Origin of the sequence: Duncaniella freteri (assembly GCF_004766125.1) — a bacterium.
GTDB classification, from domain to species: domain Bacteria; phylum Bacteroidota; class Bacteroidia; order Bacteroidales; family Muribaculaceae; genus Duncaniella; species Duncaniella freteri.
Window position 1 is genome coordinate 357825 of the sequence record NZ_SJSA01000001.1, and the last position, 21856, is coordinate 379680.

The 21856-nt window shown below is 46.7% G+C and carries 14 protein-coding genes; 2 read left to right on the forward strand and 12 right to left on the reverse strand.

Annotated elements, in window-relative coordinates:
- Positions 1-54: 54 nt before the first annotated feature.
- From EZ315_RS01665 to EZ315_RS01685, 5 genes are all read right to left on the reverse strand, one after another.
- Positions 55-2403, reverse strand: a complete 2349-nt coding sequence (locus tag EZ315_RS01665; RefSeq protein ID WP_135470051.1) for a DUF4906 domain-containing protein — start codon at positions 2401-2403, stop codon at positions 55-57.
- A gap of 60 nt (positions 2404-2463) precedes the next feature.
- A complete protein-coding gene (locus EZ315_RS01670) occupies positions 2464-3552 on the reverse strand; it encodes a FimB/Mfa2 family fimbrial subunit (protein ID WP_170957428.1) in 1089 nt (362 codons plus the stop codon).
- A gap of 12 nt (positions 3553-3564) precedes the next feature.
- Positions 3565-4434 carry a FimB/Mfa2 family fimbrial subunit gene (locus EZ315_RS01675; RefSeq protein WP_135470054.1) on the reverse strand — a complete coding sequence of 290 codons (870 nt, stop codon included), beginning with the start codon at positions 4432-4434 and terminating at the stop codon, positions 3565-3567.
- Between the two features lie 9 nt (positions 4435-4443).
- Entirely contained in the window at positions 4444-5721 is a 1278-nt protein-coding gene (locus tag EZ315_RS01680; protein WP_135470056.1) for a hypothetical protein, read from the reverse strand.
- 155 nt (positions 5722-5876) lie between these two features.
- A complete protein-coding gene (locus tag EZ315_RS01685) occupies positions 5877-6569 on the reverse strand; it encodes a DUF3575 domain-containing protein (protein WP_170957429.1) in 693 nt (230 codons plus the stop codon).
- Between the two features lie 380 nt (positions 6570-6949).
- Here EZ315_RS01685 and EZ315_RS01690 point away from each other — a divergent pair, with 380 nt between their 5' ends.
- Positions 6950-7918 carry a DUF5106 domain-containing protein gene (locus EZ315_RS01690; RefSeq protein ID WP_135470060.1) on the forward strand — a complete coding sequence of 323 codons (969 nt, stop codon included), beginning with the start codon at positions 6950-6952 and terminating at the stop codon, positions 7916-7918.
- A 106-nt stretch (positions 7919-8024) separates the two neighbouring features.
- Here EZ315_RS01690 and htpG read toward each other — a convergent pair whose 3' ends face one another.
- From htpG to EZ315_RS01720, 6 genes are all read right to left on the reverse strand, one after another.
- Positions 8025-10067, reverse strand: coding sequence for a molecular chaperone HtpG (gene htpG, locus EZ315_RS01695; protein WP_135470062.1), 2043 nt, complete (start codon positions 10065-10067; stop codon positions 8025-8027).
- A 116-nt stretch (positions 10068-10183) separates the two neighbouring features.
- Positions 10184-11290: a hypothetical protein gene (locus tag EZ315_RS01700; RefSeq protein ID WP_135470063.1), complete on the reverse strand. Its 1107-nt coding sequence runs from the start codon at positions 11288-11290 to the stop codon at positions 10184-10186.
- Positions 11291-11508: 218 nt separating this feature from the next.
- On the reverse strand, positions 11509-11850 hold the full coding sequence (locus EZ315_RS01705) for a single-stranded DNA-binding protein (protein ID WP_135470065.1): 342 nt from the start codon (positions 11848-11850) through the stop codon (positions 11509-11511).
- 145 nt (positions 11851-11995) lie between these two features.
- On the reverse strand, positions 11996-12766 hold the full coding sequence (locus EZ315_RS01710) for a YczE/YyaS/YitT family protein (RefSeq protein WP_135470067.1): 771 nt from the start codon (positions 12764-12766) through the stop codon (positions 11996-11998).
- Positions 12767-12943: 177 nt separating this feature from the next.
- Positions 12944-13912 (reverse strand): glycoside hydrolase family 43 protein, encoded by a 969-nt coding sequence (locus EZ315_RS01715; RefSeq protein WP_135470069.1) that lies wholly within the window; start codon positions 13910-13912, stop codon positions 12944-12946.
- A gap of 16 nt (positions 13913-13928) precedes the next feature.
- Entirely contained in the window at positions 13929-15356 is a 1428-nt protein-coding gene (locus EZ315_RS01720) for an MFS transporter (protein ID WP_242452471.1), read from the reverse strand.
- 266 nt (positions 15357-15622) lie between these two features.
- Between EZ315_RS01720 and EZ315_RS01725 the strand changes: the two genes are divergently transcribed.
- Entirely contained in the window at positions 15623-19615 is a 3993-nt protein-coding gene (locus EZ315_RS01725) for a hybrid sensor histidine kinase/response regulator transcription factor (protein ID WP_135470071.1), read from the forward strand.
- 190 nt (positions 19616-19805) lie between these two features.
- Here the strand turns inward: EZ315_RS01725 and EZ315_RS01730 are convergent, their stop codons facing one another.
- A complete protein-coding gene (locus tag EZ315_RS01730) occupies positions 19806-21821 on the reverse strand; it encodes an alpha-glucuronidase (RefSeq protein ID WP_242452472.1) in 2016 nt (671 codons plus the stop codon).
- Positions 21822-21856 lie beyond the last annotated feature (35 nt).

Genomic DNA, 21856 nt, shown 5'->3' on the forward strand with positions numbered 1-21856 from the left:
CCAGTGAGTGAGCTGTCACACTCACTCACCGTAGATTCACACATATATCACCCTCTACTCCTCATCCACATCACGCACACAGCGCACAGGTCCGCCAACAGCTCGTCCGGTGTAACCGTAATCGGTCTCAAACGGTGCCAAAGAACCTGGGGTGTGAAGATGGAGAATATTTACGCGTCCTCCCTTGGAGGCTGTAGATGTATGATAGTTACCACACATTCCGTTGCGCCATGGCTTGCCGCCCATAGTACGCAATCCCTGGCTCGGGAAGTATACCCACTTGCCTTTACCCCATTCCTGCACATACATTCTGAATCCGCGGTAGGAAGTGTTGTCACCGCTGTGCATGGAGTTGATGTTGGAATATGAAGATGCATTCAATCCATTTTTTGTGAAACCGAGCCACATGTCGCCCGGAGGCACCATCCACCCTGCCGGACAGGGATCGAAAATGGATTTCTCCTTGGCACCATTGTCGGTAAGCTCTATATTGGAAGATACGGTATACTTCTTTTCAGCTGAATCATAGGATGTGCCTCCCCACAGTAGATCATTATGCTCCCAATACCAGTCGGCATCATTGATGTGATTGGCGGGAGAGGTATTATAAGAATCCCCTGCTTTCACCGTGCTGATAAAGTGAGTGGGATGCTCGGTCACATATTTGATCGAGCCGATTTCGCGAGTGACTTTTTCAGTGCTGAACAGCTCTGTAGTGCTGACCCCGCCATCGGTAGTCATCTTTATGGGGTTGTACTCATTGTCGTAAAGAGTACCGATGTTAGAACTGTTGTAGGCATAATATCCTGACGGATAATAATCGACTTTCCAACCGAGAGGGAACGGGTCCTTGCGCCCCCACTGATATACCGTGCCATAGGTGCTGAGACCATATGATTCGGGATCAGCCGATTTAGCCCCGAGATTGCACTTCATAAGTGAACGCCCCTTCACAGTGCGCTTGTCATCACCAGCCTTGATACCGGATGAATCCCACTCGAATGTATAATAAGGCACTGCCTCGTCAAGATTGGCAGGCGACTCGTTGTTGATCCATATATGCCAGGACCACACGATAGTGTCTACACTGTTGTATGCCGCTATCAGTGCGTTGCCAACGCTTGTGCCCGACTTGACATGTATGCGAGAATAGTCATCAATGTAGACCTTGTCATAATCTTTATTGTTGCCGATCACTCCGGCCTCCTGCCAAAGGATCTTCACTTTGGCAATTTTTTTCTTAGGATCGCTCTTGTTGACGAAATCCGAGTACTTGAATCCGCCACCGGTCTCAGTGCGCGTATAGGGATCAAACATGATCTCATTGCCTGTGTTCATCACAAAGCAGTTGGCAGGAGCTGCAAGAACACGATCATCGCGATTCTCCGATTTCAGATTCAAGGTGATATTGTAATTGTGGTTGCGGCACACATTATAGTCATTGGTATCATTGGCTCCAAGATAGATGGTGTAAAGGAAGTTGGAGCCATTGGTGCGCGATGTCACAAACAATTGCACATATAGAGCCTTGTCAGGTGCCTCGTTGTTCTTCAAGGAAGCATCTGTGTTGGCGGTCTCGCCTCGACGATTGGCAGGCATATAGAAAGTGTACAATTCCCCGGAAGCCAGCTTCTTGTCGATTGTCACCGAACGTGTTGCAAAGTCACCTGTAGGATAATTCTCTTCAATCGGAGTCTCCTCCATACGCATCTTCTCAGGCATGTTATGGATGATCACACGTGTCACAATAAGGTTTTTGGCAGCTTCGGCAGTGACGTATTTGAAACTGATCTTAGCCATCATACGTGTAAGGTGGATATCGATGGGAAGCAAATCGGTCTCCTTGCGTATGGTCTCCTTTACGTTACCCTCCATAAGCAGGTATTCATCCTTGCCCATCTCAACATTGTCCTCGGTGAAGGGGTATTCGTAGCCAACGAACTTCTCCACTGTGGAAAGGTCCTTTCCCTTTGCCCAATCGGGGTCGCAGGTGTTGGCAAGGACATAGACGTAGCTGTCCTCCCCCTCGGCAAGACGGATGTTGAGCTTGCGGATCTCGGTGGAGGCAACCTCGTAATAGCGCGGGGCTATGAGCTGGTTGCCGATCGAGTCGAACTGGAACACCCAGATGTTCTTGATGGCCTCCTCGGCTGCCTGCTCAGGATCAGCAGGGGTGCCGGCATCACCGTCGGCCCTCGACACGATGTCGTTGACAAGGGGCTTGCCGATTACCGACGGAGCATCGGCGTGCAGACGCAACGGCACTTCAATGGTGGCAGCGCGGTCACCGGGAAGAACCATGCAGGCATCGGCATTATCCGCAAACCGGTCATCACTACATGATGATAATGCCAGGACAAGTGCCCCCAATACAATTTTTGCAAGATGATTGGTCAGTCTCATTATCTAAGGTTAAAAATAGAGAGGGTGTATCATCTGACTGATAATACACCCTCACCTGCATTATCCTATGGTAAAATCAAGTTCTTCAGACACTACCCATGGGTCAACTATAATATGACCCACCTTATCGGGATATACCGTTATGAAAATCTGGTAAAGATGACCGGCTTCGAACCCCTTGAAACCGGATTCCTTCAGTAGTTCCGCCATATCGATCGGATACCAATCGTAGTCGGCACCACCTTTGAAGCGCAAACCTATCTCAAGACTCGCATTGGTGTCGGTATGATATGTATAGAGTGTAGCCAGCGGGGCATTCTCCTTGACATTTCCCACAACCCAGTCACCGAAGAGCTCGTCCTCCTTAACAACAACTGTCATCCGGTCGGAGACATCCGTAAACTTCGCTTCCACTATGCCTTCCACAGCAGGACGCGTGTGATCCCAATTGAGCCACGGTGATATATGGCTCAAGCGTATCGCGGCATCCACAACCCTTGTCTTCTCGGTCGAAAGACATCGGGCATGCAGATCCACACGCGCTATAGGATAGCTCAGCGGTATCTCCAGGTATCCGGTCTTGCCGTCCTCGCTTATCACGTTTACGACATTATCGTAAAGCAGAAGCATACGGCCACTGTTCTGAACACCCTTGAGATAGTCTGCGCTAAGCGAAAGCTTCGGCACCAGACTGTCATAACGGTTGTAGACAGGCTTTATATTCCTCCACACTGTGTCACCTTTATAGGTCTTTACATTGCCAAACTCATCCAGTATCGGCTCATGACAGTCCACTGCAAGCAGATCGCGCAGAGCCTTGGTGGGGTTAGCCACTGCTATGATACGCTTATCACCTTCGGTGAGACGCAGAGATGTCTTCATCTTGTCAGGGTCGATTTTCTCTCCACCCTCATATACGCCGTTCTCATCGTAAATCAGTACGATACCCTCATGTACCTTGAGATCGGTATGAAGACTGTCTTTGTCATCGGCAGCGGCACGTGAGCCTCTCACCTCGATAGTGACCACTATTTCATTGCCTTTGCCATCAGATGAGAAAGGCTCATCTGATGAGCAGGAGGCAGCAAACAGCATGGAAACCACACCGCAACAGACTACTGCAATTATATTATGCAATTTTCGGAACATTTCCATTCGTTTTTAAATGCTCGGGTAGACCGGCTTTGGTTTCCACCCGGGAAATTTGATTGAAATATTCGTGCCTGAAATGGCTATCAGAACATCGATCACCGCATCCTCCACCCCGGTAAGCTTTATACCGTGAGCGGCAATATATTCGGCAAGCTTGACTGATGCCACAAGAGTACCGGTAGCGGTATCATACACCTCAAGCACAGCGTCAGTGTCCTCGCTGAAGCGCGGCAGATGGGTGACAGCCTCATGACGACCTTCAGGAGTAGTGGTGAAGTCGGTCTGATAGTATCGCATGGGACCTACAGGATCGCCGGAGTTGGATATACCCGACGCGAACTCACCCATCTTTACCATGTACTTCGGTGTCTCGTCAAGCGATGATTGTATGTAGGTGTTCACAGTGACATGACCGGACTTGAACGGAATCTCCATCTCCTTACGTCCATCCAGATCATCGAGTTCGAACTCGATCTTACCTACAAAAATCTTGTCGAACGTATCCGGATTGTCACCGTCAACGACCACCTTGCCATCAGTATACTTGTCCTGCGACTCAAGCTTGCAGTCATCATCGAGGTTGCCCCATGCGACCACAGTATACGAGCCTGTCTCCGGCAAGCGCAACTTCAGGCCCGGGAAGTCCTTGAGGCTGTCCTTGTCGATGGTCACCTGCGTCACCAGTTTGCCCTCGCTGTCGTAGACACAGACGGTCACGGAGGAGACATTATCAGCAAAGACATCATCCTTGCCGTCACCGAAATATTCGAACCGTATCACGGTGTTGTTGCACGCTCCGACATCGACCTCAGTAATGCAGGCCTGGCAGAGTAGCAACACGAATACCGGGACGAGGATTTTATATAATACTCTCGACATGAGGAAAGATTAGATTTGTGGATACACTTTCTTGATAGTCCAGGGCTTGACAGTGAGCGTTACGTTCACTGAGATATCATTAGGCATGATCTTGTCGGAAAGATTCTGTGTGGTGATATCAAAATTCTGCACAGTGTAGACATTTCCATTGTAGAACTGGATAGGCTCAGCCTCTGTATTGTGGTAATCCTCAACGAAACCATTGATGTTCAGATAACGAATACCTGCCTTTTCAGCCGGAACACCATTTAAGATGTCATTCGCCGTCACATCGCGAAGCTGCATATCTCCGTTCTCATCCTTAAGGTACACTATAAGGTCGGAAACTTTCACGATCAGACGCAGACCGTAATGATCGTTATCATCACGTGCTTCATATTTGCCGAAGAAAGGATATGCCCACACTTTGCCCTCCTCGGTAGGATAGAAAACTTTGATCTCTTTAGTACCCTCAGAACCATCTTCATTAGTCACATTCACTGTCTCAGCGACACCTCTGATATCCTCATTTTTCAGGTAAGGATACTGAGTGTAGAAACGGTTAAGCTCTTCGGCCGCATTTTCGGTATCGTATTCCGGACCGGTCCAGAAATCGCGGTTGGAAATCTGGCTGATATACATCTGGGAATAAAAACCGGCAAGATAAATACCATCCACCTTATATTGAATAATGTCAGGACCCGGGGTAATCTTTGCAATCTCCAGGCGTGCGCACATAGGCTTTAGCTCAAGCGATGCACTCATGGAGTTCTGACCGGTAGAGGCGAGTTTCTTCATATCATAAAGTGCAACATGGCTCATATTGTCGGCATACTGGTTGCGCAACTGGATGACATGGTTGAGCACATCGTTGTGGAATCGGATTGTCCCATTATGGAACTCCTCAGCACTGAGTTCATCCTCTGTGACATTGGCTATGATGGCGACATTAGTGACATCACCAGGGATGCCTTCGAAAGTTTTGCCCTCACGGAGATCGTCAAGAAGTATGACATGATCGTTCTTAGGATCAACTTTTGCAGGATCTGTCACAATCTCATAGTGCTTGCGGATAGCTGACTTAGGAGTGCCGAAGATGATGAATCCATTGTGAAATTCGGTCACATCAGACTCGGTTTTAGGAGTCTCTGTCATACGTGACTCGGATGGCCCTACGACATTCACAAGGCGAATGAACACACGTCCTTCCGATGAGGCGACGCTATCAACTTCAGTTTCCTCAGAAGAGCAGGCGCACAATCCCAAAAGCATCGAGCCGGCTGCCAACATTGAAAAAATCTTTTTCATAAATTGTCGATTGATGATGTATTGTTTTTAATGTTCGATATTAGGCATTTAAATGCATGTCAATAAGTGGTCCCGAGAAATAAAAGTTCCGGAACTTTTGTCTGACATGAGTCAAAGGCTACTGCCAGATAAGAAAATTTACAACTTATTTTTTATCAGAAACGCCATGAAAGATTCAGCGCGAATCCTGAAAGCACAAACTTATGCTCGCCAAATCTTTGGCACAAACAACGATCGCCCGTACCATTGTAGACGTACTTGTTAATGTTGGTGGAACGATATCCCGCACGCACGTTGAACTCTACGGCAAGACCTTTCCACACCGGATATAGATAACCGGCTGAGAGACCAGTACCCCAGAAGTGCCCTGTGTATTTACGTTCGGTGTCGATGTCGTTATAATCACCGAGCTGTCCGTAAACTCCACCGAAGAAACCCTTGAAGGTAGAATCCTTACGGAACCAGTAGCGAGGCTCAGCAACATAAGATGTGAATCCCTGGAACTTCTCCCCTCCACCATAATGATGTTCGCTATAGGCTGCTGTCAGCTTTACTGAGAATTGTTTTTTGAAATAAAATTCCCCATAGATATTGGCACCCCATGTGGTGTACTTAAGATCAGGCATCACGCCGATCCATTCAAGAATATTGGTTCCTACGTTCCATTTAGGATACTCGACAATCCTGGATGGAATTGTATCGGTAGTCATGGTATCGGCATATCCCTTTGCCGCTGCGGTATCTGCTGCCGGCAATTCGACGACCGGATCAACTTCGGTGAATAACTCACCAGCCTCTGTCTTAATCGTAGAGAGAACGATGCAAGCAAAACAAGAGGCAATTGTCATTCCTTTCAAAAATGAATGATTAGAGTGCATAATGTTTTAATTACCTATAAATTTGTCACCAATAGTAGAGAATGTACAAGTCTATATTATTCTCGTAAAGTAAGATATAAGGCTACTTGCTTTATCAGCAGTCTCTATCCTCAAAAATCGGATGCAAATTTATTACAATTTTTTACCCCCCCAATTATTTAACCTACTTTAACCAAAAATTCATTTATTTAGAGGTATGCCAAGATATAAATATGCGATTTACAGACCATATGTTCGGAACAACAGGACAAGACAGTTGTTTAAATTTGTTGCTAATTCTTAAAATTAAGGGCGATAAATATTATAATTAATATGAAAATACTTAATTTTGCAGCAAAAAAATTACAACCATGAAATTTCAAGCACTGCTTATATCCATATTTGGAATTGCCATGACATCATCATGCACATCAGACCATGGTGCTAAGTCAGCAGAGACCGGTAAAGAATCAGCCGTCACCACAGCCACAGATGATTCTTCCACATACGGACTGACACCTCCTAAGATACCTGTAACCATCACTGACCCTCAGGCTATAGCCGGATACGCCATCGTGCACTACTGGGACAATATGGATTTTTCGGACTACACAAAGGTATCGGACGACAAGTTCATGGAACATAGCTTCATGAACTATCTCTCGGCATTCCCATATGCAAGCCAGGAGGATGCCTCACTCGCAGCAGAGACATTGATGAAACGAGCCGAGGCAAGTCAGGCAGCTTACCAGAAAGTACTTGAAGTGGCAGAACATTTTCTCACCAGCCCTAACTCCTCTATGCGTGATGAAGAGATCTACTACCTCTTTCTTCAGGCGGCTGACAAGTCGACATTCATTGACAACATCCAACGGTTAAGAATCAAAGCACAGATTGAAGATGTACTGAAAAACCGTCGAGGCACTCCGGCTAACGATTTCGCGATCGTAACCGATGACGGACGTCACACATCGCTTTATTCGGAAGCCTCCCCGGAACAGTGCAGACTCCTCGTATTCTACGACCCTGAATGCAGCCATTGCCATGAAATAATGGAGATACTCAAAACGTCGGAGATGCTCGGTGCCGCTGTGGACTCAGGCATAATAAAAGTCATAGCCGTATACGCCGACGGAGACAAGGATATATGGGAGCGAGCCCGCCACACCATGCCAGGCAAGTGGATCAACGGAGTATCTCCAGGTGGAGAGGTGGACGAGAACGAAAAATATTCATTCCCGGCAATGCCGGTAATATACCTCATAGCTCCCGACAATACAGTAATGCTCAAAGACACCACCCCTGCCGCCATAGAGGAATGGATAGCAGAATCCATGTAGACCAAAGACATCACTGTGAATCCGAAAATAAAAATCAAATGACTGCGGACGTTGTTCAATCGTCCACAGTCATTTGATCTATTTTATATCCGAGCGAAAAAGATGCTTACAGCATCCTGACCGAACGAGCTATAAATTCGCTCAGCTCTTTGCCCTGGAGCAATCCGTTGCCGAGAAGTGCGAGATCGATCATCTGCTTCACAGAAGGCACTCCGCCGGCATAATCAGAAGCCATAGCCTCCTGCTCACGACGAGAGGCATCAACAGAATCCATAAGTTTCTGTTCATCAGCCTTCTGCTCATCAGTGGGCTTATTGTCCTTGATCTCGGCACGAAGTGCTGTCAGCTTCTCATTGTCGGCATTCAATGCTGCACGCAGAGGCGATATCTTATCCTCAAGTGCACTTTCGGCATCGGCAAGCACCTTTGCCACAGCAGCCTGCGAAGTATTGACAATCAGATTGTAATTGTCAGGCAGTTCGGCATAGAAACTCATGCCTGGCTGAGTGGCAGCCATATCTTTCATACGACGCATATACTCGTTCTGAGTTATCAGAACCGGACTGGCGGCAGGGTCAAGGGACTCGAACGACACCATGAACTCACACTTCTCAAGCTTAGGGAGCTGAGAGCGGAATATAGAGGTGAGAAGAGATATCTGATCGGCTGAAAGCCCCGAATCCTTTCTCTCCTCCTTTACCACAAGATTGTCAGCGACATTGCTGTCGACACGTACGAAAGTGGTTTTCTCAAGCTTATTTTCAAGCATTGATATGAAATGTCCGTCAAGCTGACCGTTCATCAGAAGCACATTATACCCCTTGGCATTAGCAGCCTCTATATAACTGTACTGCTCTACAGGATCGGTAGCATAGATGTACACAACGTTGCCATCCTTATCGGTCTGAGATGCTTCGACGAGGGTCTTGTACTCATCAAGAGTGAAGTATTTGCCCTCCGTATCGCGCAAAAGAGTGAACTTGAGGGCCGCATCACAGAATTTCTCATCAGTGAGCATTCCATATTCGATGAATATCTTTATATCGTCCCACTTTGACTCGAAATCGGAACGGTCAGCCTTGAAAAGATCTTCAAGGCGAGACGCTACCTTCTTGGTGATATAGCCTGAAATCTTCTTCACGGCACGGTCGCTCTGCAAATAGGAGCGGGATACATTCAGAGGTATGTCGGGAGAATCTATCACTCCCTGGAGGAGCATCATGAACTCCGGCACCACCCCTTCAACCGAGTCGGTGACAAACACCTGATTGCAATAGAGCTGTATGCGGTCCTTACGTATATCGAGATTGCTCTTGATCTTAGGGAAATAAAGGATGCCTGTGAGATTGAACGGATAGTCCACATTAAGATGTATCCAGAACAGCGGGTCCTCCTGACCGGGATACAACTCGTGATAGAAGTTGCGATAATCCTCATCGGTAAGGTCGGCAGGCTTACGGGTCCAGGCAGGCTCGGTGGAATTGATCACCTTGTCACGGTCAGTGTCCTCATACTTTCCGTCCTTCCACTCCTGCTCCTTGCCACTGACAACAGGCACAGGAAGGAATCGGCAATACTTCTTAAGCAGCATGTCAATGCGCGACTGCTCAAGATATTCCTTGTTGTCATCATCGATCCACAGAGTTATCTCTGTGCCACGTGTCGACTTGTCGCAAGGCTCCATAGTATACTCCGGCGAGCCGTCACAATCCCAACGCACAGCCTCGGCTCCGTCCTTATAGGAAAGTGTGCGTATCTCCACCCTCTTCGACACCATGAAAGCCGAGTAGAACCCGAGTCCGAAATGACCTATAATGGAATTGGCATTATCCTTGTATTTATTGACAAACTCTTCAGCCCCGGAGAACGCTATCTGATTGATGTACTTGTTGACATCATCGGCTGTCATGCCTATACCGTGGTCAGTGACAGTGAGTGTGCCTGCATCCTTGTCGACCTTGACCTCGACGCGCATATCCCCGAGCTCTCCTTTGAATTCTCCAAACGAAGCAAGAGTCTTAAGCTTCTGCGTAGCGTCAATGGCGTTAGCAACAAGCTCGCGCAAAAATATCTCATTATCTGAATAAAGGAATTTCTTGATGACCGGGAAGATATTCTCGGTTGTTACTCCAATCTGTCCTTTCTGCATGATGTTATATATGTTTTTTGTGTTTTTGTTTCCTTTCCTATAACAACTTGCAAAACAAATGCCAAAGCCTAAAACTGACAAATAGTGTTAAACGATGCTGACAAATGTGTCATAAATCACTCCACTATAATCTTTGACACCTTCGATCCAACGCGCCTGACATACACGCCTCGCGACATCGGTTGTGACACTTTCCTGCCGTATAGGTCGAAATAGACAGGAGTCGAATCATCCTCATCCTCCCCTACTCCTGCAATTCCCGAAGAAGCTGAATTTATATTACCCTTGAAGATCCTGCCTGCCGGATATGCAACATCGCCCTCCATCATTACAGGCATCGCCCAAATGGTATTGCAACCATCGCGGACAGGAATCGAGACCGAAGCAGCCGACCGCACAGCATCATCGGCATATATCACCTCATAATCAGGAGATCCGACAAGCTCTGCAATCCCCACTTCCGCACCATTGTTCTGTACATAGCTAAGCCGAGTTTCCACTCCTGCGACAAGTCCTGCAATATCCAGCCCTATTTTCACATAGCTATCAGCCCTACGCTCGTCCTGACCTATTATATGTATGTTGAAGCAATCGCGGTGATATATCGACAACTCTTTGTCGGTCATATCGTCACGCATACGGAAACGTTCAGTGGAAGTAGTCGGTGTATCCCCATATATTATATGATAAGTCTTTCCATCCTTTTCGGGTGTCACGATCTCAAGGAGAGCATCGTCAGAGGAGTTATATTTTATCCTGAATCTTTTATCCACAGCGTCATTTGTCTCCTTTTCTGAATAAAACGCATTTTCCCCTTTATTATAGATATGCATTATGCTGCCATCCCGAGTATATTGCAGATTGACATAGCTGCTCCCTTTCGGCAATGTCAGCTCATACAATATATTGCTGTTTTCCACATCATCCACCGTAATAGTCTCACCGTCGTCCGAGATGTCGACCGGAACCCCTTCCAGAACTGTCTTACTCCCGCTTGCAGCAAGAATATGAGGCATAGCCATCTTTTTATCAGGGGAGACTATTAGAAAACCGTTAGGATAATTACGCAGATGATCCTTTATCAGCTCGTATTCATCAGCATGAACACGGTAAAACACCTCTTGAGCAGAAGATCGTACAAAAGAAAAAATAGATGTAAATACCACCAATGTCACAGCAAAGACCGACTCAAAACGCGGACCTTGCAGGTAAAATCCAGTCATGTTATTAGAATTGATAAAATAAATATAAAATGTGATGAGGTCTGTAGATTTATCCTTAGCGCGCTTGCATAAGGATTTCGGCCACAAGTTAGGAATTAAATGTGTAACCGCCAAAATATCAGACTGAAATTTTGGCGGTTATGATAAAAACTTATGAACATGTCAGGACCAATACCGCGAGGGGATTCAATTGAATGAGAAACGCCCTACCATGCAGATCAACTGGATTTAGGAGATCCGAGAAGCTCAAAAGAATCGACATAGATTTCCGTGACAGTGCGCTTTATGGTGTTACGGTCCTCCCATGTGCGATAACGTAGCCGCCCCTCGATATACATCCTGGTCCCTTTGCGTATATATCGTTCTGCCATCTCGGCAGCACCATCCCACATTATGATATTATGCCACTCTGTACGTCCAGGCCTTTCCGTCCCGTCAGGCATTCTCACAGGCCTTTCATCCGTCGCAAGCGGGAATGAAGCTATAGGACGCTTCTCCACATAACGGATTTCCGGATCACGCCCCACATTGCCAAGAAGTATAACCTTATTAACGCTCATATCGTTGAGTGGTATTATAAGTTGAGAATTTTACAGATTATTTTTTGCAAATATAACACTTATACCCGAGATAACGAGAACTGTAATCATTAAAGCCGTAGAAAAATTTTTTCTACGGATTCAGATTTACTGAAAATACCTCTTATTATTCCGATCTGGAACCATGACGATATATAAACCGGGCAAGCCCGAACAGATAACGCCGGAATCCGGGAATATACCCCAAAAGACGGTCAAACCATCCAAGATGTGGAGTCATAAATTTAACCACAAGCCCTACATATATCATTGCAAAAAGAGTCCCGACACCTATGACATTCCATTGCCAGCTGCCGAAAAACAGATAACAAGACACAATCGCGAGCAATACGAGAGTGGTATCAACCCATATCTTGACTTTCGCGAACGGCCGCTGCACAACCTGGCTGACAACTATCGAAATACCCTCGCCTGGCATGGTGACCGATCCGCACCTGACCTCAAAGGCAATCCCTATACCCATGACCGTACACCCTATCGCCTGGACGATCAATTGAGAAAACAATGTATCACAATGAAGACCGGATGTCAGCATCATATTAACGTCAATCAACCATCCGAACACAAACCCTATCACAAGCTGAAACAGTTGCATGGGGTCGAACCGACCTCTCAAAATAAGCATCTGACACAACACCAGAATAAAATTCATCACAATCGTGTAGCCTCCTATAGTCAATCCGGGGACCTTGCCATCCATCCCCGCCAGGGAGAACACAAACGGAAGGGAGGAGACAACACTGCTCCCCAAACAGGATTTCACACAAAAAACGACTCCCAACGTCATCAGATACAATGAGATCAGGAGCAGCATATGTTGCCAGATAAAAGATATCACTTTTTCCTTTATGCCAGTTGTCGGAATTGAAGAATACATGCCTGTAAGTATTAGCCCTGCAAAGTTACTACAAAGAATCGAGACATGGAAAACAACACACTTCCGCACCTGAGATTGATCATGACAATGACCGCATCAAAAAAATCCCATCCCTGCATAAATGCAACAGGGATGGGGTTATAGCTGGGATTATGATTATATTACTGCAAGAGGGACTCAATCCTCACCGCTCATCTCAATGATGTGGCCTGACTCGTCATACTCAAGTTTGCGCACCTTGAGGCTTCTGAGCCACGTCTTTCCTCCGGACGGCACACAGTCATGATAGAACAGATACCATTCTCCCTTATATTCTATGATAGAATGATGAGTGGTCCATCCTACAACCGGGGTAAGGATACATCCGGCATAAACGAACGGTCCGTAAGGATTGTCACCGATGGCATAACATAGACGGTGAGTGTCACCTGTAGAATATGAGAAATAGTATTTCCCGCCACGTTTATGCACCCATGATGCCTCAAAGAAACGACGCTCATTGTCACCTGCAAGCAATGACTTGCCGGTCTCCGGATCGAGGACAACCACAGGACGTGGCTCTTCGGCAAACTGCAACATATCAGGAGCCAGACGCACCACTCGTGACGGCAGGGCATCAGCCTCGTCAGGCATAAGATGCGGATTTTCTATAGCCTTATTGTCACGATAGCGTTGCAACTGACCGCCCCACAGACCACCGAAATACATAAAGTATTCATCACCTTCCTTAAGCACTGCCGGATCAATGGAATAACTTCCATGCATAGGATCTGCCAGCGGAACAAACGGTCCCTCGGGACTGTCGGCAACAGCCACACCGATACGGAATATATCATTCTGGTCCTTCAAGGGGAAATACATGTAATAGCGACCATCTTTCTCAGCGACATCACAGTCCCATAGCTGACGTCCGGCCCAGGGGATATCATCCACATCAAGCACTTTGCCATGATCTACAATCTCACCGTTCATAATGTCATCCGTAGAGAACACATGGTAGTCCTTCATATCGAAATGATCACCGTTGTCATTCTCCTCAAACTCGCTCTGACGGTCATGCGATGGATAGATATACACCCTGCCATTGAACACATGGACCGACGGATCAGCCATATAATCACCCGGAATAAGATATCTTGGTTTCATTATATCATAAATTTAATTATTTGTTACGTCTTTCTATCTCTCGGTTTATCTCCTCGATCTTCTCATCGCTCAGATCATAACGAGATATTATGAACATGGCAAGCATGAGCAGCATGGCAGGAATCACAGCCACGAGCCACAGTATGCCCTGCTGGGTGAACGCAGTCTGACTCACCTCATTAGTCTGATCAAAGCCCACAAAAGCAAGCACAAGTCCAGGGACAACACCGCCCAGAGCCATGCCTGCCTTATAAAAGATGCCTGTGAGAGCATTGACAATGCCGGCGATACGGCATCCATGGGTATACTCTCCGAAACTTATCACCTCAGGCACGAGAGCCCACATGTATCCGGTGGCTACAATCACACCTGTGGACTTAATAAACTGAGCCACATACACAAGCCACATATGAGAACGCAACGATTCCACCACGGAGATCACATAAAGCATCGCCATTCCCACGATCGCTACCGTAAGGAATATGTAGAACATACCTTTCTTTCCCACTGCACGCTTGATAGAGGGAATCATCGGCATGAAAATAAATGCAGGTATGGAACCAAGCCCCATGAATATCGACAACTGGGCTGCCGAACCATGAAGATTATAGTTGATATAATAAGCTCCCGCAGAATTACCTATCGCCATCATGGCAAATGCCGTAATAAAGAAGAAAGCAAGAACACGCAACGGCTTATTATGCACAAACTCCATCCAAAGGTCTGCAACCTTCACGTTTTCTGCATGGCTTTTATCCATCACCACCCTCTCACGGCTTTGGGAAAAGCAAAATATCAACAAGCCAAGACCTACAACACCATAAAGCATCATGGTCTTAAGCCAGGCACTATCGGATGTTGACATGTCAGTAGTCTCGGCCGAATCGAAAAAGCGTAGAACCAAGGGTATGCCCATTCCCACAGCAAGACCGCCTATGTTCGCCATAAACATCCTGACAGATGTAAGAATGGTTATCTCATCGGTGCTGCGCGACAGAGAAGCATTAAGCGCACCATATGGTACGTTAACAAGGGTGTAACACATCGAGAGCCCGACATAGGTCACATAGGCATAAAGAAGAGACCCTGAAAAACCATTCCAAAAACATAGTATCGCAAATCCGGTCAGAGGCACACCGCCAGTAATAAGATAAGAGCGATATTTACCCATCGAAGGATTACGCTTGTCGACAAATGTTCCTACAAGGGGGTCCCATATCACATCGATAATCCTGACTATAAGGAACATAACGGCAGCGACTTTGGGCAGAAGCCCGTAGACGTTGGTATAGAAGAAAAGCAAATACATGCTTATCGTCTGGTAAATAAGGTTTTGAGCCAAATCGCCGGAGCCGAAACCTACTCGTTGCATCCAGCTAAGCCGGCAGAAACTATCATCCCGATTTACAGGCACTGATGCTTCCATAGACATTTTAGTTTCCATTGTGTTTTAGATTCTACAGTACTTTTTCTTGATTATGCAAATTTACTTAAGCATAACTTAAGTTATATATTAATACAATCTCATTTTCCTTCAAATCCGTAACATGCATGATACAATTATCTTTCCCCATGTAACATATATAACCTTGTAGTGCATTTTTATAATATTACTTGTTAATTATAAGAAAATTACAATTATATTTGCGAAATAGAATTTGTTACACAGCCAAATCTAACATCTGATTCTCCGTCAACCTGTAATAAACCATGAGAATTATCCATCTATTACTCACCACCATCATCTTCTTCTCGTCTGCCCTTATATCAGAAGGACAGACCCACCGGCTGTTCTCCTCGGACAAAGACCTGTCAAGCAGCCTTATCAACGATGTATTTCAAGATTCCTATGGAATGATATGGATAGCCACTGAAGATGGGCTCAACAGATATGACGGAGCTAAATTCACTGTGTACCGACGCTGCAATGACAGGCCGAACGGACTTGCCCATAACTTCGTAAACTCTGTGTTTGAGGACAAGGACAGGAACCTTTTCATAGGCACACACAACGGCGCTCAGATGTATAACCGCGATGATGACACATTCTCGCCTCCGGCAGTTTTTGACAGCAACGGCAAAAGTCATACCGGAAACATCAAGTCATTCTTCCAGCGCGACAACGGAGAGATATGGATAGTGGGCAATATCACGGCCCCGATAAAATCGATTGAGAATGGCAAAATTAAGGTCAGGCATATCCCTGAGAGCAGAAAGCTGTTTGGCTTCAGCCATCAAGGCATAGAGGACAGTGCAGGCAACATATGGATCATAAAGGATGAGGCAGGGCTTTACCGTATAGACCGATCCGGCAAAATAAAACATTACTTCAGTAATCCTGACTCACCTGGGCTCGTATCTGTTGTCGAAAGCCCTGTATCAGGCTTGTTCTTCGGATCATATGACAAAGGACTGTTCCGCTACAATTACGATAAAGATTCATTCGAGCATATAGCCGACTGCCCAGGAGGCAGTATTATACGTGACCTATATGCCGACAAAAACGGCGACATATACATAGCCACCGACGGCAGAGGTCTGCTTAAATACTCTCGTGACACCCGAACTGTAAGCCAATTCTATGATGGGCTATGGTCGCTTGATGCAAGCGTGCAGAAAGTGCATAGTGTCACCAAGGACAATGACGGCAACATGTGGCTCGGCATATATCAGAAAGGAGTGGAGCTGGTATCCAACCACCTCAATGCATTCAATTATCTCGGAAGCCGATCGGCTGTCAACAATATCATAGGCAACAGTTGTGTCACAGCGATACACAAGACCGGCGACGGACGTCTGTGGATAGGTACCGACAACGACGGCATATACATAGTGGACAAAAACCGCCAATCATCAAAACACTTGTCAGGCAACGGCATTCCGGAAGTCGTGCTATCGCTGTTTGAGGACAGTGCCGGGCGTATATGGGTAGGCTCTATCAGAGGCGAGGCTGGATATGTGGACCAGACAACAGGAAAGTTCACCAGCATACCTATCTATGACATGAACGGAAAAAAAGTGGTGCGTATCTACAGTTACACCGAGGACAACAACGGCAACATATGGATCGCCACAATGGGATTCGGACTGTTCCGCCACAACGTCGCAACCGGACAGACGACACAATGGAACCACGGACGCAAACAGTCCATATACTATATAGATGCGATATACTTCTCTCAACAGTCAGGAGCATTATACCTCGGCACATACGACGGACTTGACATAATAGCCGACCCGACAAAAAACGAAGTAAAAAATTTCGAGGAAAAGAGCATTGTTTTTTCAATTCGTGAGGACAAGGCAGGAAACATATGGTTTGCCACCTCGGAAGGGCTCAAAATGCTTGATCCACTCACCGAACAGACCGTCACCTATACAATTGATAACGGACTCCCGGTCAACACAGTATATTCACTTGAAGCATGCCAGGATGACATCTGGGCATCGACAACCAAAGGTCTTGCCCGACTTAACCGAAAGACCGGAACAATCACCAATTACTATATAGAAAACGGTCTGCAAGCCAACGAATTCTACAAAAACTCCTCTCTTTGCGACGACGATACGTTATATTTCGGAGGCATAAACGGACTTAGCTACTTCAATCCCGATGCGGTGGTAAAGCCCGGCAGAAAGCTCAATGTACGAGTGACCGATCTGTATGTCAACGGCATACCTGTAAACCGCAATCCTAAATTAGGCTCTATAGTAAAAGGTCCGGTATATGCTACCACCCAAATAAAAATTCCGAGTCCGAAAACACCTGTAGCACTCGAATTTGCCACATGCGAACTTGGTAACACCCAAAGCGTGACATATATGTACTCACTTGACGGCAAACCATGGGTGAGCCTCCCGCGAGAAAGCCGAATTGTGAGCTTCAGCAATATCACTGCCGGACACCACACTCTCGATATGAAAGTGATAGACAACGGTATCGAATCCAACATCAGCAGAGTCGACCTGTACGTATCCCCTCTGTGGTACCAGTCAACATGTGCATACATCGTATACTCAATACTCATGGTTGTGATAGCATTCATGCTGTGGAGATTCATAAAAACCCGCAGCCATATGCGCAACCAAGCTCTTGAGCGGGAATATATGCGGCAAGTCAACGAGGCACGTATGCAATTCTTCATAAATGTGTCTCACGAGATCAGATCGCCGATGTCGCTAGTGATAGCTCCGCTACAAAAACTCATCTCACAGGAATCAGACACAACACGCCTGCGCTGCTACAACCTGATATACCGAAATGCCAAACGTGTGCTCCGACTGGTGAACGAGCTCATGGATATCCGAAAAATCGAAAAAGGACAGATGAACCTTATATACAAAGAGGTGCAGATTGTTCAGTTCATCGATGACATATATTACACCTATTCCGAAGCAATAGCAGCCAAAGGAATCAGCTTCTCATTCCATCATGAGGGGAATGATGGCCTTAAAGTGTGGATCGATACATCCAATTTTGATAAGGTGATAGTCAACCTGCTTTCCAATGCATTGAAATACACACCCTCAGGCGGAAGTATAAAAATATGGCTGTCTACTGTACGAAACGCCACTGGCAAGGAAATGGCACAGATCAGTGTCACCGATACAGGCTGCGGCATACCCGATAAGGAGAAGCCACACATATTTGAACGATTCTATCAGGTGATGAACAACAATGCCGGAGGCTCAGGCGTGGGTCTGAATCTCACGGAAGCACTTGTGAAACTCCACCATGGAGATATCGAAGTCACCGACAATCCTGAAGGTCAAGGATCATGCTTCACTGTACGCATTCCGCTCGGACTTCCGCCAGCCGACACCAACCATGTGATCGACAATAATATCAAGACCGACGGACACTCTCTCGAAACCACTCTCCTACCCGACCTGCCATCGGAAAACAATACTCAGCAACTTAACTCCACAAAAGGCACTATCTTCATTGCTGAGGATGACGCGGAGATAAGAAACTATCTTAAGAATGAACTTTCCACCCATTACAGAGTCATTGCTTTCGAGAACGGCAAACTGGCTTTTGACGAAATGTTCAGGCACAAACCCGACCTTGTGATCAGCGACCTTATGATGCCTGAAATGAACGGTCTGACACTCGCTCAGAAGATAAAACAGAATGTGAACCTCAACCATATTCCGGTGATACTCCTGACAGCCAAAGGGCGTGACGAGGATACTCTGGAAGGACTCAGAGCAGGTGCTGACGCATATATCTCTAAGCCGTTCAACATTGAGATACTACTGACCACAATAAACAACCTGATACTCGTGCGAAAAAACCTGCAAAACATCTATTCTGGAAATCAGGCACAGAAAGAGCATCTTGAAGAGATTGGGGTCATATCAACCAACGAAGCCCTACTCTCCAAGATAATGAAAGTGATAAACGCAAATATGGACAATGCCGATTTCACTGTGGAAGCTTTCGCTATAGAAGTAGGCATGAGCCGCGTGCATCTTCACAGAAAACTCAAGGAACTTACCAATCAGTCACCACGCGACTTCATACGCAACATGCGGCTGCAACAGGCATCCAGGCTACTGTCAGAAAACAAGTTGCCCATCTCGGAGGTAGCCTACATGGTAGGATTCAAAAATGCCAACCATTTCTCCGTTGCATTCAAAGAGCTATACGGCACCACGCCATCCGCCTACATGGACTCAAACTCAATAGAAGGGTCCTGACATTTTGCAATGAAAAGGATGCATCAGGTCCTCCCCACCCTAATCCATACGGTAAAAATTTGGATGCGAAACAGGCTCCTTTATACAAACGCCCCTGCCACAGTCCATGTGAAACCATGACTGTAGCAGGGGTAAAATATTTCAATCAGAAGTTTTATGACATCCTCTTCATCCTGTCATACAACTTCTCCTATTTGTTAAATCCGGATTCAGGGCATTCCTCATTGGTAATGTCGAGCTTAAATTTCATCATATCATCAAGATCATGCACAGGCCGTTCTATCCCATAAGATATCGGCATGCCTGAAAATGTCGCGAAGTATTGCAGACATGCATCCTTCCACCACACAGCATCACGCGACTGTATCCTGAGTTTGGACTGGACATCCCTGAAACGACGCGAATCGACATACGGCTCAGCCATATCCCACACACACTGAAATCTGCGGGCTTCAGATACTCCATGATCATAACGGTGACAGAGCTCGTCCCAGAGAGTGCGCCCACTGCGCATCTTATGCCCCCACGGCACATGATGGAACCATAACAGATACTCTTCAGGGCATGTGGAAACATCGCCATACAGCCGGCACAATGAATCGGGATACTGCGACACAGCATTGCTACCGGTTACACTGCGGTCAAAACCGATACCCTGCTTATCAGCACGGTGATAATATGACGGCAACCAGTCATGACGAGCACCCGGGACTTCACACCAAGGCTCCGGACCATAATGGTGCCCCCATGCAAATATATGATGCAGTCCGAGAGGCATCATATAATCCACAACAGCCTCCCTGCTGTCAAGCATCATCCCCTTGACAGGAGTTACAAAAGCACTGTCAGAACAGAATGTCTGTTTCAGCCATTCTTCAGCCACCTCGCCGGATGTCAAACCAGGATCCCAAGCCATACGGCCGAAAGCATACCAGTTGGACTGTCCGAAATGATGCCCGCACCAGTTTACATCATCACCGGTATTAGCGACTCCGGCTATCCCCTTGAGACTCGACGGCGGTACAAAATCAAAGAACTCCTTCCATAACGGAGCGAGATAGGCAAGATGATTGGAGAACCCGAGATACTCCTGGGTAAGCTGCATCTCCACCATTGTCGGGGTGTGCTCAAGTGACGTAAACAAGGGACTATATGGCTCACGAGGCTGGAAATCAATCGGGCCATTCTTTATCTGGACTATCACATTAGGTGCAAACTCTCCATCAAGTGGCTGAAACTCCAATGATGCCTGCTTGGCACGGTCACTGTCACTCGCACTATAGACAAAAGCACGCCACATCACTATGCCCCCATGACGAGCAAGCGCAGCGGCAAGCATATTGGCACCTTCGGCATGAGTACGACCATAATCACACGGTCCGGGCTGCCCTTCGGAATTAGCCTTTACCAGAAAACCGCCGAAATCTGGTATAAGCCCATATATCTCATCGACTTTATCTTTCCACCATCTGCCCACACCTTTGTCGAGAGGATCAGCTGTAGGCAGACAACCCACAACCATAGGCGATGCAAAATTCACCGATATGTAAGTCTTCACACCATAAGGACGGAGCTCATCGGCAATAGCTTTGACCTTTACAAGATTATCTTTAGTGAGAATGGTCGGTGAAGCATTCACATTATTGAGCACGGCACCATTTATGCCTACCGAGGCATTTGCCCTTGCATACTCACGATAACGCGGAGCCACGACCCCCGGAAGCTCATCCCAACGCCACAGGCTATGTCCGGCATAACCACGTTCAATACTCCCGTCAGGATTGTCCCAATGATTCAGGATACGCAAATCGAATGCAGGCATCTCACTCACATCGATATTCGACATGTCAGCTCCTGTATTCTGCATACGCAACAGATGATAGGCACCATACAACAACCCGGCATCTCCGGCTGACGTGATCTTAATCCCATTCTTGTCGGAAAAGATTCTGAAACTCTCCTTGCCGCCACCTTTTTTTAGCTCAAGCCTCACTGGTCCGCCTCGCCATCCGCCACGCAGTTCGGATAAGGCAATCTCTATCGATGGCGTCATAGAACCTCTGAACAGGACTTCGGCTCCGTTATATTTATCTCCACGAAGCCACAGACGTGAACCGTCCTCATCAGCAAGCTCACCGGCTACGGCACAGTTGAAGCCAAGCACCGAAGCGCATATCGCAAATGCGATCAAATAAAGACATTTCATTCTATTCATAGTAAAATTTAAAGCCTTAATAAAAT

Coding starts and splice junctions, on each gene's coding strand:
- EZ315_RS01665 (WP_135470051.1), bottom strand. CDS start 2,403: ATGAGACTGACCAATCATCTTGCAAAAATTGTATTGGGGGCACTTGTC.
- EZ315_RS01670 (WP_170957428.1), bottom strand. CDS start 3,552: ATGTTCCGAAAATTGCATAATATAATTGCAGTAGTCTGTTGCGGTGTG.
- EZ315_RS01675 (WP_135470054.1), bottom strand. CDS start 4,434: ATGTCGAGAGTATTATATAAAATCCTCGTCCCGGTATTCGTGTTGCTA.
- EZ315_RS01680 (WP_135470056.1), bottom strand. CDS start 5,721: ATGAAAAAGATTTTTTCAATGTTGGCAGCCGGCTCGATGCTTTTGGGA.
- EZ315_RS01685 (WP_170957429.1), bottom strand. CDS start 6,569: ATGACAATTGCCTCTTGTTTTGCTTGCATCGTTCTCTCTACGATTAAG.
- EZ315_RS01690 (WP_135470060.1), top strand. CDS start 6,950: ATGAAATTTCAAGCACTGCTTATATCCATATTTGGAATTGCCATGACA.
- htpG (WP_135470062.1), bottom strand. CDS start 10,067: ATGCAGAAAGGACAGATTGGAGTAACAACCGAGAATATCTTCCCGGTC.
- EZ315_RS01700 (WP_135470063.1), bottom strand. CDS start 11,290: ATGACTGGATTTTACCTGCAAGGTCCGCGTTTTGAGTCGGTCTTTGCT.
- EZ315_RS01705 (WP_135470065.1), bottom strand. CDS start 11,850: ATGAGCGTTAATAAGGTTATACTTCTTGGCAATGTGGGGCGTGATCCG.
- EZ315_RS01710 (WP_135470067.1), bottom strand. CDS start 12,766: ATGTATTCTTCAATTCCGACAACTGGCATAAAGGAAAAAGTGATATCT.
- EZ315_RS01715 (WP_135470069.1), bottom strand. CDS start 13,912: ATGAAACCAAGATATCTTATTCCGGGTGATTATATGGCTGATCCGTCG.
- EZ315_RS01720 (WP_242452471.1), bottom strand. CDS start 15,356: ATGGAAACTAAAATGTCTATGGAAGCATCAGTGCCTGTAAATCGGGAT.
- EZ315_RS01725 (WP_135470071.1), top strand. CDS start 15,623: ATGAGAATTATCCATCTATTACTCACCACCATCATCTTCTTCTCGTCT.
- EZ315_RS01730 (WP_242452472.1), bottom strand. CDS start 21,821: ATGAAATGTCTTTATTTGATCGCATTTGCGATATGCGCTTCGGTGCTT.